The organism is Alkalibacterium sp. f15, from assembly GCF_049389645.1.
In the GTDB taxonomy this organism is placed as follows: Bacteria; Bacillota; Bacilli; order Lactobacillales; family Carnobacteriaceae_A; genus Alkalibacterium.
On record NZ_CP186540.1, the window covers coordinates 1,050,377 to 1,065,892 of the forward strand.

Below are 15,516 nucleotides of genomic sequence, written 5' to 3' on the forward strand. Positions count from 1 at the left end.
ATTCGTTTACGCTAACGGACTTTTGTTGGGAGTCCCTGGTCGTCTTGGATATTTATTCGGCGTTTCTTTTATCTTATCTATAAGGATGATTGTACGTCCACCCGCATCTTCGGGTAACTCAAACGAATGGGTTTCTCTCACTTTGCCACCAAGTAATGCAATGGCAGATACGGCTTCATCCAACTCTTCAGGCGCATGTGCGGCTTTCATTGCAATAAACGTGCCCTCTTTTTTTAGTAAAGGCAGGCACAATTCAGCTAAGACACTCATACGCGCCACTGCTCTTGCTGTAACATAGTCGAAAGAGGCTCTAAACTGTTTATTTTGACCAAACGTTTCTGCACGGTCGTGATACAATGAGACGTCGCTCAGACCCAATTCTTCAACTATTTTCTCGAGAAATGTGATGCGCTTGTTAAGTGAATCAACGATCGTGATCTGTAATTCAGGGTAAATGATTTTAAGGGGGATACTGGGAAACCCAGCACCTGAGCCTACATCGCATAAACTGTGGACCCCTTGACTAAAATCGACATACAACCCCGCAGTCAATGAATCATAAAAATGTTTCAAGTAAGCTTCTTCACGTTGCGTAATCGCAGTTAAATTAATTTTTTCATTCCATTCCTGCAGCAGTTCCAAATAACGTTTAAACTGACGCATCTTGGCATCTGTGATTGGAATGTCTCTTTTCTTAAGTTCGGACTGAAATTCTTCTGGAGTCATTCGTCAAAAATCCTTTCTTTCTTCAGTCGTGAAACACTTGATTGTTTCACAAAAACACTCTCTTCACTTTATACTAAATAGCTAGTAAATACAATGGTTAGAAGCTATTTTCTCATTACAAAAAAAACACCTGACACTGGTTGCCAGATGTTTTATTGTTAGCTTTTTATTGGTGTCTTTTCGCATCTTATTTTAGATTAAAATCGACTATTTTCAGAATGCTCACGTTCAGTTCTCATAAAGAACCCGATCGTCACACTTTTCTGTGCTGATTCAATACGAGGATGTTGAGTACGACAAATACCACGGAGAATCCCAGTAAAACAAGAAGGTTCAACATGATGTGCTGAAAGCCGAATCCTCTGACCATGACATCCCTCAGTGCTTCTGCAGCATAATACAGTGGGGTCAAAGGGCCTATCCAACTGACCCAACCGGAAATAGTCTCCAGATTAAACAGGCCGGAAAAGAACAACTGCGGGACCACCACAACTGGAATGAACTGAATCATCTGGAGTTCGTTCTGAGCAAAAGATGATAACAGTATCCCCAACGTCAAGGCGGTGAAAGACAGGCAGAGTGTAATCAGCAGCACGTAGAAAAAGTTCCCCTCCATCATCATGCCTAAAACATAAATCGAATAGGCAGATATGATGGTTGACTGAATGACCGTAAACAAACCGAATCCGACCACATAGCCAATGACGATCTCCCATTTCCTTAAGGGACTGGACAATAATCGTTCCAAGGTCCCTCTCGTCCGTTCTCTTAGAAAAGAAACGCCGGATATCAAAAAGACGAAAAAGAAAACAAAGAAACCGAGTAATACTGGTCCAAAGTAATCAAAGTGCCGCATGTCTTCGTCTCCATGGATGAAATTTATTTCAAATTGATTCTCTTGTTCTGCCGAGAGTGGTGAGAAAGCCTCCTGCATCCACCTCAATACTGCGGAGTTGATTGTCGGATCGCTTCCCTCCAGCGTAAGACTGGGCCGATTTGCTTCCACACTAACGTAGCCGTCTAATACCTGTGCTTCGACATCTGCCAGCGCACTGTCTTCCAGAGTGTACAGAGTCACTTCAGCTCCGGATAAGTCGACTCTTTCTGTCAGTTGTTCTGGAATATCCACTAACCCGATGCGCGGGGTGTACCCTTCATCACCGAAGACGAGATACAATAATGATAAAACTAAAATAGGAGCTAGGATCAACAGTGCCATCGTTCGCTTGTCTCTTTTAAACTGACGCAAAATACGCAATATCAATGATCTAATCCTCATTTTCAAAACCTCCAAACACTAAAAAAGCTCCTTCCAAATCTTTGGCATGCGCTTTTTGCTTTAATTCTTGCGGAGATCCCACTGCGGTCAGTTTCCCTTCTCTGATCATTCCTAAACGGTCACATTTATCGGCTTCATCCATGACATGCGTTGTCACAATAATGGTTATGCCTTTTCGCTTCAAGGCATTGAAACTGTTCCAGATACTCTTTCTAAGTATCGGATCCATACCCACAGTCGGTTCATCCAGGATCAATATATCTGGCTCATGCAGCATGGCAATGGCCAGACTTAGCCGACGTTTCATACCCCCTGAATAATTGGCGACTATTTTGTCAAAAGAATCTTTCAAATCGACAACAGTCATTACTTCTTCTATGCGTTCCTGTCTTTTCTTCTTATTCATACCATAAAGAGAGACAAAAAACTCGAGATTTTCTCTGGCACTCAATTCCGTATAGAGTGCATCTGACTGAGCCATATAGCCGATCTTTTCTATTAAATGAAGAGAAGGCTGTTTTTTATTTAATATGTGCACCTCCCCGATGGTCGCTTCTTCCAGACCAACGAGCTGCTTCACCAGCGTTGTTTTTCCCGCCCCCGATGGACCTAACAGACCAAATATTTCTCCTTTGTTTATTTCCAAATCGATATCTTTCAGCACTTCTTGCTTTCCGTATGATTTTGACAGGTTTTTTATGGAAATAATGCCTTTGCTAACATTCATTTTCTCCCACCTCGCGTTATAAGTTTTTAGATATGACTTCCGGGAAATCGATCATGTGAAGCGTACTTTAACTGTTATCCGTTTACGGAAACTAATTATTTGCATATATTATAACAGCTATTTCCTTTGTCCTATATATCATAGTCCCTGCTCGTTGATTATTATTCGGAGTAGCGAATTGATTTCCTGTAAAAAAGCACACGACCCTTAATGTCCTTTTAGGGACATTAAGGGTCGTGTGCTTGACTCGTCATTATTCATTTATATTTATATTTACGTTTACACTTTTGTTTCGCCTACTCTGTCGAGTGCTTTACCTAACAGTAACGGACCGAAAATCTCAAAAAAGATGACACCGGTCAGTACAACCCCGGTAATGGCGCCAGAAACATCAGGCAAACTTCGCTCGGCAATAGTGGCCAATCCGATCGCAATACCGGCTTGCGGCAGCAGACCAAATCCTAAATTGAAACGCACTTTTTTGCTGATCGACGTGAACTGAGAAAAAATGGCGATTCCCATATATTTTCCGATAGAACGCGCTATGATATAGCTGAAACCAATCAGCCCCACTTGACCGATAATCGAAATGTCTATATGGGCACCGGATAAAGTCAGGAAGAGAATAAATATGGGCAGTTCGATACGATTCAATAGTGACGCGATCAATATTTTTCTGGATGTTAAGTTACTGATAGCAACACCCGCAATCATATTGGTCAAGATTGGAGACAGTCCAAAATAATGCGCCACACCCGAGTTAAATAAAAGCGCAGCAATCAGCAACGTCATTAGCTTCTCATTGCCTGTCTTCTCATTTCTGATGAAGTATGACACAAACAGGCCACTGATTATTCCTACAAAAAAAGCGAATAGTATATCTAGAACCACTGTACCAACAAGCATTAATCCTGATGTCCCGGCATCATTCCCCAACGATTGTACAAAGGAGACCATCACACCGAAAGTTAAAATGGTAATAAGATTGTCAAAAGCCACCAGACCCAAGAGGTTTTGTGTCATTTCACCTTCAGATTTTTTTTCTTTTACTATCTCTACCACGCCAGCAGGAGATACAGACATCGCAAGCGGACCCAGTATCAGTGCGTATTGAAGGGGCATGCCAACAAACCACGTAACCAGGACCACTGTCACACCTGTCAATAGTGTGTTTCCCAGTGACAAGATAATCAAGTTTCTACCAAACGCTTTAAATACGCGGTAATGAAGTTCAGTTCCTACTGACAAAGCTAGCATACCTAACGCGAGTTCGTTGACAAATCCCAATTCGTAATAAATATCTGATGTGATGAAGTTGAGCACGCTTGGTCCCAGAAACAAACCCATCAATATATAGCCGGTGACTGTGGGTAACTGCAGTTTCTTTGCCAGTTTCCCACCTCCCATGCCAGCGACCAGAATAACAGCAATGTAAAGTGAATACGTCATGTTTATAAAACCCTTCTTCTTCTATATTTTTACTATTTAGAATTCGATTCCTTTTGTAAAGTTCACTGGCACACTGAAAAAGATAGCATTATCGGGTTTTGTCAAATCACCACAGACGCTTTCAGCAATCGAAAGTACTTCGTCCCGTTCCGCCTCATCTTTTACCACCGTGAAAACAGTCTTGCTATTTGATTCACGTTCTTTCCCAAGTTCCGCAAACATCGAAAACATCGGAAACTGGTTGGAAATAAGATGCCCCATCCCGCTACTATCGAGCACTGTTGCTCCTTTAATCTCATAACGCATAAATAATGTTAAAATCTCATCCAACAAATCGATCTTATTCAAGACGATAACTACAAGTTCCATATCATATTCCTTCCTTCTTATAAGTTGATTATTAAATATTTAACATTAGGATACTACTTAAGCGTTTTTTTATATACTTAGATTTAATTATGAACAACTATGAACAGTTATTCAAGCGATTCTCTTAAAAAGAAGTGAATAGGTTGAATAAATACACATAAAAAAGATTTTCTTATAGTTATATTTTTAGATATAAACATAACCTGACTTTTAAAATATTCTTATATACTCGTATAGCCTTATTGCATATGGCAAAAATCGGGCAAAAAAATAGACACCTCATTTTTGAAGTGCCTAGAATACATACTCACTTTTTGAAAATATCCATCTTTCTAATACGTATCAGTAGTTTCACAGAAAACCATTGGGTTGTACAATTTCAGAATTTTTAAAGCACGAAAGGTATTGAAACGACTATATTTAGTGGTTTCCAACTTAAAATGAGTCTTGCCAGAATATTTTTCCCCTTTACGAATTGCTCCATTTTGCAACTGAGCAACAACACGTTCGAGTGTTTCATTCATTCGTTCATCATAGGGGTAATTTATATCTACAAAATACTCTAAAGCACGAAAACAATCGTACTTATAGCGGGTAGGGTAATGAAATTTTGCAAAGTCTGGATCGGCGATTTTTTTCTTACTGATAGAGTAAAGTAGTTTTCTGGACAGTAAGTATTCTTGTCCTTTTTTAACTTCGTCTTTGATTTCATTTAATCTGTAAGTATAGCCACATTGTTCATACTCTGCAAAAGCTTCCAAAACACAAATTGTTGTATGGAATGAGCCACGTTTTGACTTATTGGTTGTTGAATCCCACGCACAGTTCCAGCCACCATCTTCCATTTGGTGTGCTAGAATATAATCGACGATTTCATGTATCCTCTCATCCCTAAATCTCCCGTAACAAATAATACTCAAAAGCATTGCGGACATACACATGTCTTGAAAACGTCGTGTTGAAACCTTTCCCCGGTTAAACCATAGCCCATCTAACAGCTTATTTGCTCCCCTTTGGTAAAAGGGATGGTTGTAAGTTGCTTCCATGTACTTGAGTTCTAAGAGGGTATAATGACTAGAAATCCATAAAGGGGAGTAAATTCCACCTCCCCATTCATTTGTATTCTCATCAAATAAATCGAAATACTGCTGAATATATCCTGTATTATCTTGATCCACCTGCTGCCCTAAAAGATACTTGTCTGTTAAATACTTTATGGTATTGTCGCCAGAGACTAACCAATCAATTATATTTCCATTTTTCATACGTGTACCTCCTTTCGTTGTAAAACGATTGAGACTGATTTGATAATATTTCTGTACATATATTTTATCATAGCTGGATTGAGAGCCCCTTCATTTATACTTTAAACCGTGTGAAAATTTGTAAGAATACTCTAATTTTTTTACTAATTTTTAGATATAAAAAAATACACGATTTCACAGTCTTTTTAGGGACCGAAGAGTCGTGTGCTTAATGATGATTATTCTTTTATTTTTATCTTTAGGCTTCTGTCTCACCTACTCTATCTAGCGCTTTTCCTAATAGTAACGGACCGAAAATTTGAAAGAATATGACCCCGGTCAGTACAATTCCCGTAATTGCACCAGAAACTTCAGGCAAACTGCGTTCAGCAATGGTAGCCAATCCTATTGCTATCCCTCCTTGCGGCAGTAGACCAAAACCTAAATTGAAACGCACTTTTTCACTGATAGATGTGAACCGAGAAAAGATGACGATTCCCAAATATCTACCGAAGGAACGCGCTAAAATATAGCCCAGACCGATTACTCCTACTTGTCCAATAATCGATATATCTATAAATGAACCAGATAAAGTGAGGAAGAGAATAAATACGGGCAGTTCGATACGACTAAGTAGAGATGAAATCAATATTTTTCTAGAGGTTAAGTTACTAATGACAACACCAGCAATCATATTGGTTAAAATTGGAGAGAGATCAAAGTAAAAAGCCGCACCCGAATTAAATAAAATAGCAGCAATCAGTAGAGTCAGTAACCTATCACTACTCGTTTTCTCACTTCTAATAAAATATGATACAAAAACACCACCGATTATTCCTACAAGAAATGCAAACAATATATCTATTATAACCGTTGCAACAAGTAATAAACCTGATGTGCCACCATCATTTCCAAGCGATTGTACAAAAGAAACCATCATACCAAAAGCCAAAATGGTAACAAGATTATCAAAAGCCACTAAACCCAAAAGATTTTGTGTCATTTCACCTTTAGCCTTTTTTTCTTTAACTATCTCTAAAACTCCTGCAGGTGACACAGACATCGCAAGCGGACCTAGTATCAATGCATAATGTATAGGCATTCCCAGAAACCACGTAACCAATACCACAGTCACTCCTGTTAAAAGAGTATTTCCAAGGGATAAGATAATCAAGTTTTTACCAAATACTTTAAAGATACGGTAATGAAGTTCGGTTCCTATTGACATAGCCATCATCCCTAATGCGAGCTCACCGACAAATCCAAAATCGTAATATACTTCTGACGTTACGAAATTAAGTACACTCGGACCCAAGAATAATCCCATTAGTATATAGCCTGTGACTGAGGGTAACTTAATTTTCTTTGCCAGGTTGCCACCTACCATTCCAGCGACCAAGATAACAGCAATGTAAAGTGAATATGTCATGTTTATAAAACCCTTCTTCTTTTATATTTTTACTATTTATAGTTCCATTCCTTTTGTAAAGTTCACTGGTACACTGAAAAAGATAGCATTATCGGGTTTAGTTAAATCTCCACAGACACTTTCAGTTATTGAAAGAACTTCTTTGCGTTCCGCCTCGTCTTTTACCACAGTTAAAATCGTTTTACTATTTGATGCACGTTCTTTCCCAAGTTCCGCGAACATTGAGAACATGGGAAACTGATTAGAAATAAGGTGTCCCATTCCACTACTGTCCAAGACGGTTGCTCCTTTGATCTCATAACGCATAAATAATGCTAAAATCTCATCCAACAAATCGATCTTGTTCAAGACGATAACTACAAGTTCCATATCGTATTCCTTCCTTTTTATAAGTTTATTACTAAATGTTTAACATTAATGTACTTATTGAAGGCATTTTTGTAACACTCAATTTAATTACGGACTAGAACGTACCTTATTTCAAGCATTTCATGAGAATAGCGGTGTGTTGCAAACTTAATCGCACAAATTGGTTATACATTCACATCACTCTGGTTCTAGTACGGTAAGATATGGGCAAAATAAAACGTTTCACAGCTTTTTTTATGAGCTGCAAAACGAAAATATCATCTTTTATTTTATTTAAAAGTAATGTTTAATCTAAAATAAAAGATGACATTTATTAGCACCTTTTATTATTAGTTGATCCAACACCCTTTTTCATCTGACTATCAGTAAAATGTAGGGTGCTATACAATAAATGAAAGGAGATCATTCATTCTCTGGGGATATTTCTCCAGCTTTAGTTAATGCTATTTTGGTAATGAGTGGTCCAACCAGCTCATAAATAAGGGTGGCAGACAGCACCACGACTTTAATTTGGACCGCATACATGGGGACAACAGATTCCGCTATAGCTGTCAACCCAATGGCAACACCTGCTTGCGGTATAAGCGTCGCTCCCAGATAACGACCGACGGTTTCAGGCGCGTGAGTGATTTTTGCACCCACGTAAGTCCCGGAAATTTTCCCCACTACTCTTAATAAAATATAGGCTATTCCAATAAACCCTACTGAAGGAATAATAGCTAAATTCAATTCTGCACCAGATACTACAAAAAACATCACATATATTGGTGCGGTTACACGATCAGATAATTCAATCATAGAAGATGCGGCTGAAGATATGTTTGTTAACACGGCTCCCATAACCATTATAGTTAATAATTCAGAAATACCAAAGAATGCCGACAAGCCACTTCCTAAGAATACAAAAGTGATCAAGATGATCAAGCGATTACTGCTTGTTCTAAACAACTTTAGTGGCCACTTCATAATCAAACCTAAAATTGTTCCCACTACTAGAGCATAAAAGATGTCCAAAAATGGATTTAAAATAGATAAAAACAAGGAGAACTCTCCATCAACCTCTAATAGTGACTTTGCAATTGTTGATGCAAAACCAAAGAGTATTAACGCAATGGCATCATCTAAAGCAACGACGCTTAATAAAGTTTCGGTAACAGGACCCTTTGCTTTAAATTCTTTTATTACCATTATGGTAGCTGCTGGAGCAGTGGCTGCGGCGATTGCTCCCAACATGATCGCAAACGGCAGTTCAACTCCGAATAACAAAAGACCACTCGTCACGATTATCACGGCAAAAGAGGCTTCGAAAATTGCGATAATAACCGGTGTAAGTCCTACCCGTTTAAAATAACTCCGTTTGAAAGATGATCCGATAGTGAATGCAATAAACGCTAACGCTATTTGTGGAACGATTTCAAAACTTTCGAGTACCTCAGACGTGAGACCATTCAATAGTGAAGGGCCCACCAGCAATCCACCCAATAAATAGCCAGTAACACTAGGTAATTTAATAAAAGTTGCTAATTGTCCAAAAACTAACCCCACCAAGAGAACAATAGCAATATACAATATATTTGATACTTCCAACTTTACGACCTTCTTTTCTTTTTTTTGACGCTAATAAATTCTAGCTTTATTCTCTGATGCCTTCTTGAAATAATACGGGTACAGCGAACATGATCCCAGTATCTGGTTCACCAATATCTTTCAGTACATTTCTGACTGTTTTACGTGCCAAATCAAGATCTTCTTCAGGAATAACACTATAAATAGTTTTGTTTTCCGCATGGTCAGATATGATCAATGGTCTGATTGTTGAAAATATTTTTGCTTCATCTAGATGAGATAAATGCTGTGCCATTCCAACAGAATCTATCACGGTTGCAGCTTGCCCAACTTCGTCATTAAATTTCAACAATAAATCATCGAGCAATTCGGTTTGGTTTAATACAATTATAAACAATACTTTATTTTTCATTTTTACACTCCCTTTCTTTCGTCTATATATAAGCATACGCCTAACTTTTAAATACACAAGCGAGTAAAGGGCTTTCAAAGCATATTGTTGAAAATAATGCAAGTATTTTCAACTAAAAGTAGTGTTTATGTCAAAAAACGGTTTTCTTGAACTCTTTCAACCATCATTATTTCTATCATCACTGATACTCAAATTTCATGGTTGTTATATATTTATTTTTATGTATACTGTGGATGTAGGTAGCAAATCAAGCAAATTGATAGACCTAAAAATGATTTAAAAAGGAGATTGACACTCGGTTATGTGGCAGTTTAAACACTTTCAAGAATTAGATGCACAAGATTTTCATCAAATAATAAAAGAACGTACGAAGATTTTTGTCGTTGAACAAGGCTGTGCCTATCAAGAAGTGGATGATATCGACTTAAGAGCCATTCATGTTGTAAAAAGACAAAAGAATTCAATTAAAGCTTATGCACGTATTTACAAAGAGGATCATAAAATGAAAATCGGACGCGTTTTAGTCCCTGAAGAATATAGAAATGAAGGACACGGCAAAGAGCTAATTAAGGTAGCCCTTGATTACGTAAAATGTCATCATCCAAACAGTGAGGTGTCTATTCAAGCTGAAGCTTATCTTAAGGATTTTTATGAGAAATTCGGTTTTGAAACAACGTCTGATCTATACTACGATTACGCCATAGGTCACTACGATATGAAATTAATTCGTAAAGAGATTGTTCTGCAGCAGTAATTGCTAGAATTTTATGCAAAAACTAAAAACGACCCTGGAGAGATTTAAAAACTCTCCAGGGTCGTCTTGTTTGACACTAAACTTATTCAGTTGATTTAAATAAAATTAGTGAGTAAATAAACAGCATAGATACCTAATAGAACAAATCCATGTTTTCGGTTAACAGCATTTAATTTTTTGGAGAACATCGGGTAGCTTAGCAGCCCGAACAAGAGCAATAAAAACGGAAACTGCAGCAGATAGTAAATTTCAGGCACGACTTGCCCAGTTGGCAGCAGCGTAATGGTCGCGCCCATAACTAAGATGAAATTCATCATATTAGCGCCTAACACATTTCCAATAGCCAGTTCACCGTGACCATATCTGGTCGCGACCAGAGTTGTCGAAACTTCCGGTACGCTGGTCCCAAACGCAATAATAGTAGAAGCTATCACACTGTCTGGTATCCCCATACGAGCAGCCGTTATTTCTGCGGTTGACACCAGCAAAGTGGCTCCCAGTGTCACGCCTAAAGAACTCAGTAATAAGAGCCACACACTTTTTTTGATACCCGATGATTTTCCCTCTTCATTTTTCCCCGTTTCTTTTTCGACCTCTTCAATATCTCCCAATATGGCTTCCGGCTTTTTCTTTACCGTATACCAAATATAAAAAGGTACCGCAAGTAAAAACAGCAGGCCAAAGCTTCTCGGGAGAAGACCTTCTCTCGGAAAATCACCAAAGGCAATACTTGTTCCGATAAAAAGTAAAGCGGTAAATGTTAAGATCATAAATGTTTTTTTCGTTTCTTTTCGAATCGGAAGCAACCCTCCCACTGCGCCAATCCCCAGTACTAGTGACGTATTGGTTATGACTGATCCAACAGCATTCCCCAAACCAAGTTGTGCATTGCCGTTCAACGTCGCAGCCACTGAGGATGCGACCTCCGGCAGAGTAGTTCCAACTGATAAAATAGTCGCTCCCACTACCATTTTAGATAGACCGAGAACGAGAGACATCGAAACGGCTTCTTCGATTAATTTATCGGCAGCTTGCGATAAGATGACCAAGGCTACGACAAACAAGACAATGATAACGAGTGTAGGTAATGTTTCAATATAAGTGTTCATTGACTAACTCCTAATGGATATTTTATTAACTATTTTACACATAGTATAGCAAATACATGGATAATATGTGGATTTTATTTAGAAGAAAACAAGGTTTCTCGATTGTACTCTTTACTTTTGAGGGATGTTAAAAACATGTGGCTGCTGACGAATAATGGAATTTCCAGTGGCCACTTGAGAAATATTAAGGGACCACACAACGCATGGTCTTTTCCGAGTCGGTACTTAACTTGACTTCAAGTGACCGCTCACCATCAAATCAGTACTGGGTGACCGCTTGTAGGGCTCTATACTACCCACCCAAAGATCATCAACAAATGAGTGGGTACTCGAAGGGCTCTTTACTTACCACTCCAGAATCCTTATACCTTGGCTGGTCTCTAATAAGGTTCATCAAGACCTACTCGCGAAAAAAGATATGGTGACTAGCCACTTAGGACTGCCGTTACTATCTGCTCGCGAAATTTCTCTCATCGAGTGGGTACTCAAAATAACCATACTGCCTAGTCAGTACCTAAAGGGACCGAGTAGGTACTTAATAAACATACTTAATCAAAATAAGCACTAAACAAACGTTTGTATTGGTCATACTCGCTCTGAAAGCGAGTATGGTCCGCTCAACATTCAAAGGTTGTAGAAACTGATCTGACCAGATCAGTTTCTACTCTTCAAAAACGAAAAAAGAAAGCATAAGGATTCGAATCCTATGCTTTCTTTCCATCATCATTTAATGTTTAGTTATTCGCAAACCGATCGAACTTACCTTTGGTCCCGTTCGCTATTCTCACAAGCAGTAACATGACGGGTACTTCTACCAATACACCGACAACTGTAGCTAACGTCGCTCCTGAGTTCAATCCGAACAAGGAAATGGACACGGCAACCGCTAATTCAAAGAAATTACTTGCACCGATCATTGCTGATGGCGCTGCAATATTAAATGGTAATTTACACGCATACGCTCCTGAATAGGTTATAGCAAAAATCAAGAACGTTTGAATCGTTAATGGGATAGCGATAAGCAAGATGTGCAACGGATTCTGAACAATTCTTTCTCCTTGAAATGAAAAGATAATGATCAGTGTCAACATCAATCCTGTAATGGTAACACGGTCGAATTTACTGATGAAATTATTTTCAAAATAATGCTGCCCTTTTTTATTTACAATCACTTTCCGTGTAATGATCGCCATCAAAAGCGGAACAACAATAAACAATACCGTTGAAAGAATCAAGGTGTTCCAAGGTACGACTACATTACCTACACCAAGCAATAATGCCACAATAGGCGCAAACAAGACGATAACAATCAGATCATTCACTGATACTTGTACCAATGTGTAAGCAGGATCTCCATTTGTCAGTTTGCTCCATACAAATACCATTGCAGTACACGGTGCTGCTCCTAAAATCACGGCTCCGGCAACGTATTCACGTGCGAGTTCGTTGGCAATCAGGCCATCAAATATATATAAAAAGAATAAAGAAGCAATGGCAAACATGGTGAATGGCTTGATAGCCCAGTTAACAAACGTGGTTAAGAACAGGCCTACTGGTCTTTTGGTTACGCCCACGACACTTGTAAAATCAACTTTCAACATCATAGGGAAAATCATGATCCAAATCAAAATAGCCGTCGGAACTGAAACTTGATAATATTCATAGCGACTTAAGGTCTCTGGTATGATCGGTAAGAATTGCCCGATCATCACACCAATTCCCATACATAACAGTACCCATACCGTTAAGTACCTTTCGAAAATACTTATAGCCGCTTTTGTCTTTCTTGTGTCACTCATCATTTTACCTCCATAAACATAATATACATAGACAACATTCAATATATACGTTACTTGACAATCCTTATCTTGTCAACTACAAAACAGATGAAAAAGACTAACTCACTCTTTTTCATCTGGTCTCTAGTCGTTACTTACTTTTTACTGTCAATATAATTCTGATAATTCGTGTTGCCACCCGATAATACATTCACATCTAAAAACCCGATATTCAAGAGTAAATTTTGAGCGGTGTTACTGGTTACGCCTTTGTTGCAATAAACGACTGTCTTAACTGAACGGTCTAAATCGACGACACCTTTACGCAAGTCCGGCATCGGAACATTGACGGCATCTTTGACATGATTTTTTCCATGCTGCTTGGGCGAACGTACATCTATAATTTGTAGAGGAACAGCCTTCTCCTGAAATATTACCAGTTCTTCAGGTGTTATCACGGGTAAATTTTTTCGAGCATTCTCCAGCACCATACCTGTATACATGACCGGGTCTTTCGTGGTGCTGAACGGCGGCGCATAAGCCAGATCAAGATGGAACAGATCTTCTGCTGTCGCACCAAAGGTAATGGCGGTCGCAAACACGTCGATGCGTTTGTCCACGCCCTCTGGACCTACGATTTGAGCCCCCAGGAAACGACCGGACTCTCTATCGGCTACACCTTTGATGGTTATTTCCTGTCCTCCAACGTATTTTGCGTGAGCAGGTTTGATATTGTGAATGACGACCGGATCAAACCCAGCTTGTGCTGCTTCCTTTTCAGAAAGTCCCGTATAAGCGACGGTCAAATCAAACAATCGGAAAATACCGGTGCCAACTGTTCCTTTAAATTCAAGCGGTCCACCGGTCAAATGATCGCCGGCAATGCGTCCCATTTTATTCGCTGTCGATCCAAGCGGCTGATAGATGGCTTGGTTCGTGATCCGGTGGAAACTTTCCGCCACATCTCCGACCGCGTAAACATCTTCAACTGACGTTTTCATGTGTTTATCCACTTTGACTGCACCCGTTTTACCAAGTTTAATATCTGCATTTGTGGCTAAAACGGTGTTGGGTTTTACTCCAACGGCTAAGATCACTAAATCGGTTTCAAGTGTTGCTCCTTTTTGAGTCCCGAGTGATACCACTTTTTCATTGCCTTCAATGGTTTCTACTTTGTCCCCAATATAAAGGTCGACACCATTATCTTTCAGTTCTTTCTTCAAATGATAAGCCATATCTGCATCAATCTTAGGGAAAATCTGATCCGCAAGCTCGACGATTGACACAATCAAACCTTTTTTGGTTAATTGTTCTGCCATCTCAAGTCCGATAAATCCAGATCCGACAATCGTGACATGCTTGACGTCATGACCTTTCATATATTTATCAATGGCTTTCGTATTATCCATCGATTTGACATGAAACACATTTTCGTAAGTAGCTAAGCTGAACGGTGGCGGGGTAAGCGAATAAGACCCGGTTGCTAGCACTAACTTGTCGTAGGTCTCTCTGGAACCTTTGCCAGTCTCTTTGTTGTAAACTTCAATTTCTTTAGCTAAAGGGTGGATTGCTTCGACATGATGGTTAATGTGAATATCGATCTCAAAGCGTTTTTTAAACCACTCAACATCTCTAGGAATGAGGGCATCTAATTTTTCTACTTCTCCTCCTAAAAAATAAGGCATACCACAGACAGAATAAGAAATATCTTCTGCCTCTTCATACACAACGATTTCAGCTGTTTCATCATTTCGTCTCGCTTTGGCAGCAACCGATGTTCCAGCCGCTACAGAGCCAATGACTACAATTTTCATAAATGACTCCTCCTTATATAGACTCTTGTCTATCTATTGTCAAGTGTATCAATTTTCAAACGAAATTACTACCTGCTTATCCAACTTTATTGTAAAAAAAATGTAAATGTTTCCTTAGTTAAATGCAAAACGAATGTATTGAATTATTGTGCTTTAGTAGAAGTTTAAAAATCCTGCTCCGATGAATATGCCGGGTACGATAATGCGTTGGTACTTTTCGATACCTTCTTCTAAATCATCTATCTCCGCAATTTCATATGTGCCATAAACATCCACATAATCATTACTCGTTCCTATGTAGGATAGAAAAGCCATCTTTTTTGCTCATATTTGACTAATAAACGCTGTAATCTTCATTATTCTGTCACAATCATTAAAAAAGTGTTCAGCAAATTCTCATAAAGACTGAATTATTTCTGAAAGTAAGTATAATAGACTTAATGGCGAAAAAACAGACCAGGAATACATGTAAAGAATAGAGGGTTTATTAA

General features: G+C 38.9%; 15 protein-coding genes. 1 reads left to right on the plus strand and 14 read right to left on the minus strand.

Annotated elements, in window-relative coordinates:
- Positions 1–6: 6 nt before the first annotated feature.
- The 10 genes from rsmG to ACO1PF_RS05225 form a co-directional block, all read right to left on the minus strand.
- Positions 7–726, minus strand: a complete 720-nt coding sequence (rsmG, locus tag ACO1PF_RS05180) for a 16S rRNA (guanine(527)-N(7))-methyltransferase RsmG (RefSeq protein WP_423190262.1) — start codon at positions 724–726, stop codon at positions 7–9.
- Between the two features lie 253 nt (positions 727–979).
- Positions 980–2,005: an ABC transporter permease gene (locus ACO1PF_RS05185; protein WP_423190263.1), complete on the minus strand. Its 1,026-nt coding sequence runs from the start codon at positions 2,003–2,005 to the stop codon at positions 980–982.
- Complete coding sequence (locus tag ACO1PF_RS05190; RefSeq protein ID WP_423190264.1) at positions 1,995–2,732, minus strand: ABC transporter ATP-binding protein; 738 nt, start codon at positions 2,730–2,732, stop codon at positions 1,995–1,997. Before ACO1PF_RS05190 ends, ACO1PF_RS05185 begins: the two co-directional genes overlap by 11 nt.
- A gap of 279 nt (positions 2,733–3,011) precedes the next feature.
- Entirely contained in the window at positions 3,012–4,181 is a 1,170-nt protein-coding gene (locus tag ACO1PF_RS05195) for a cation:proton antiporter (protein ID WP_423190265.1), read from the minus strand.
- Between the two features lie 36 nt (positions 4,182–4,217).
- Complete coding sequence (locus ACO1PF_RS05200) at positions 4,218–4,550, minus strand: hypothetical protein (protein WP_071848519.1); 333 nt, start codon at positions 4,548–4,550, stop codon at positions 4,218–4,220.
- 332 nt (positions 4,551–4,882) lie between these two features.
- Positions 4,883–5,815 (minus strand): hypothetical protein, encoded by a 933-nt coding sequence (locus ACO1PF_RS05205; RefSeq protein WP_423190266.1) that lies wholly within the window; start codon positions 5,813–5,815, stop codon positions 4,883–4,885.
- A gap of 238 nt (positions 5,816–6,053) precedes the next feature.
- The gene (locus ACO1PF_RS05210; protein ID WP_423190267.1) at positions 6,054–7,223 is read right to left on the minus strand and encodes a cation:proton antiporter; all 1,170 of its coding nucleotides are present in this window, start codon (positions 7,221–7,223) and stop codon (positions 6,054–6,056) included.
- 36 nt (positions 7,224–7,259) lie between these two features.
- Positions 7,260–7,592, minus strand: a complete 333-nt coding sequence (locus ACO1PF_RS05215; protein ID WP_423190268.1) for a hypothetical protein — start codon at positions 7,590–7,592, stop codon at positions 7,260–7,262.
- 402 nt (positions 7,593–7,994) lie between these two features.
- Positions 7,995–9,179: a cation:proton antiporter gene (locus ACO1PF_RS05220; protein ID WP_423190269.1), complete on the minus strand. Its 1,185-nt coding sequence runs from the start codon at positions 9,177–9,179 to the stop codon at positions 7,995–7,997.
- 46 nt (positions 9,180–9,225) lie between these two features.
- A complete protein-coding gene (locus ACO1PF_RS05225) occupies positions 9,226–9,570 on the minus strand; it encodes a hypothetical protein (RefSeq protein WP_423190270.1) in 345 nt (114 codons plus the stop codon).
- Between the two features lie 301 nt (positions 9,571–9,871).
- Between ACO1PF_RS05225 and ACO1PF_RS05230 the strand changes: the two genes are divergently transcribed.
- On the plus strand, positions 9,872–10,324 hold the full coding sequence (locus tag ACO1PF_RS05230) for a GNAT family N-acetyltransferase (protein ID WP_423190271.1): 453 nt from the start codon (positions 9,872–9,874) through the stop codon (positions 10,322–10,324).
- Positions 10,325–10,419: 95 nt separating this feature from the next.
- On the opposite strand, the gene ACO1PF_RS05235 is transcribed toward ACO1PF_RS05230, so the two are convergent.
- The 4 genes from ACO1PF_RS05235 to ACO1PF_RS05250 all read right to left on the minus strand — a co-directional run bounded on the left by ACO1PF_RS05235 (position 10,420) and on the right by ACO1PF_RS05250 (position 15,340).
- A complete protein-coding gene (locus ACO1PF_RS05235) occupies positions 10,420–11,433 on the minus strand; it encodes a sodium:calcium antiporter (RefSeq protein ID WP_423190272.1) in 1,014 nt (337 codons plus the stop codon).
- Positions 11,434–12,167: 734 nt separating this feature from the next.
- Positions 12,168–13,232, minus strand: coding sequence for an ACR3 family arsenite efflux transporter (gene arsB / locus ACO1PF_RS05240; RefSeq protein ID WP_423190273.1), 1,065 nt, complete (start codon positions 13,230–13,232; stop codon positions 12,168–12,170).
- 134 nt (positions 13,233–13,366) lie between these two features.
- Positions 13,367–15,025: an FAD-dependent oxidoreductase gene (locus ACO1PF_RS05245; protein WP_423190274.1), complete on the minus strand. Its 1,659-nt coding sequence runs from the start codon at positions 15,023–15,025 to the stop codon at positions 13,367–13,369.
- Positions 15,026–15,178: 153 nt separating this feature from the next.
- A complete protein-coding gene (locus tag ACO1PF_RS05250; RefSeq protein WP_423190275.1) occupies positions 15,179–15,340 on the minus strand; it encodes a hypothetical protein in 162 nt (53 codons plus the stop codon).
- Positions 15,341–15,516 lie beyond the last annotated feature (176 nt).

Excerpts from the sequence above, each read along its gene's own strand:
- ACO1PF_RS05210 (WP_423190267.1), bottom strand. The coding sequence starts at position 7,223 with ATGACATATTCACTTTACATTGCTGTTATCTTGGTCGCTGGAATGGTA.
- ACO1PF_RS05225 (WP_423190270.1), bottom strand. The coding sequence starts at position 9,570 with ATGAAAAATAAAGTATTGTTTATAATTGTATTAAACCAAACCGAATTG.
- ACO1PF_RS05215 (WP_423190268.1), bottom strand. The coding sequence starts at position 7,592 with ATGGAACTTGTAGTTATCGTCTTGAACAAGATCGATTTGTTGGATGAG.
- arsB (WP_423190273.1), bottom strand. The coding sequence starts at position 13,232 with ATGAGTGACACAAGAAAGACAAAAGCGGCTATAAGTATTTTCGAAAGG.
- ACO1PF_RS05185 (WP_423190263.1), bottom strand. The coding sequence starts at position 2,005 with ATGAGGATTAGATCATTGATATTGCGTATTTTGCGTCAGTTTAAAAGA.
- ACO1PF_RS05190 (WP_423190264.1), bottom strand. The coding sequence starts at position 2,732 with ATGAATGTTAGCAAAGGCATTATTTCCATAAAAAACCTGTCAAAATCA.
- ACO1PF_RS05245 (WP_423190274.1), bottom strand. The coding sequence starts at position 15,025 with ATGAAAATTGTAGTCATTGGCTCTGTAGCGGCTGGAACATCGGTTGCT.
- ACO1PF_RS05205 (WP_423190266.1), bottom strand. The coding sequence starts at position 5,815 with ATGAAAAATGGAAATATAATTGATTGGTTAGTCTCTGGCGACAATACC.
- ACO1PF_RS05235 (WP_423190272.1), bottom strand. The coding sequence starts at position 11,433 with ATGAACACTTATATTGAAACATTACCTACACTCGTTATCATTGTCTTG.
- ACO1PF_RS05230 (WP_423190271.1), top strand. The coding sequence starts at position 9,872 with ATGTGGCAGTTTAAACACTTTCAAGAATTAGATGCACAAGATTTTCAT.
- ACO1PF_RS05200 (WP_071848519.1), bottom strand. The coding sequence starts at position 4,550 with ATGGAACTTGTAGTTATCGTCTTGAATAAGATCGATTTGTTGGATGAG.
- rsmG (WP_423190262.1), bottom strand. The coding sequence starts at position 726 with ATGACTCCAGAAGAATTTCAGTCCGAACTTAAGAAAAGAGACATTCCA.
- ACO1PF_RS05195 (WP_423190265.1), bottom strand. The coding sequence starts at position 4,181 with ATGACGTATTCACTTTACATTGCTGTTATTCTGGTCGCTGGCATGGGA.
- ACO1PF_RS05250 (WP_423190275.1), bottom strand. The coding sequence starts at position 15,340 with ATGGCTTTTCTATCCTACATAGGAACGAGTAATGATTATGTGGATGTT.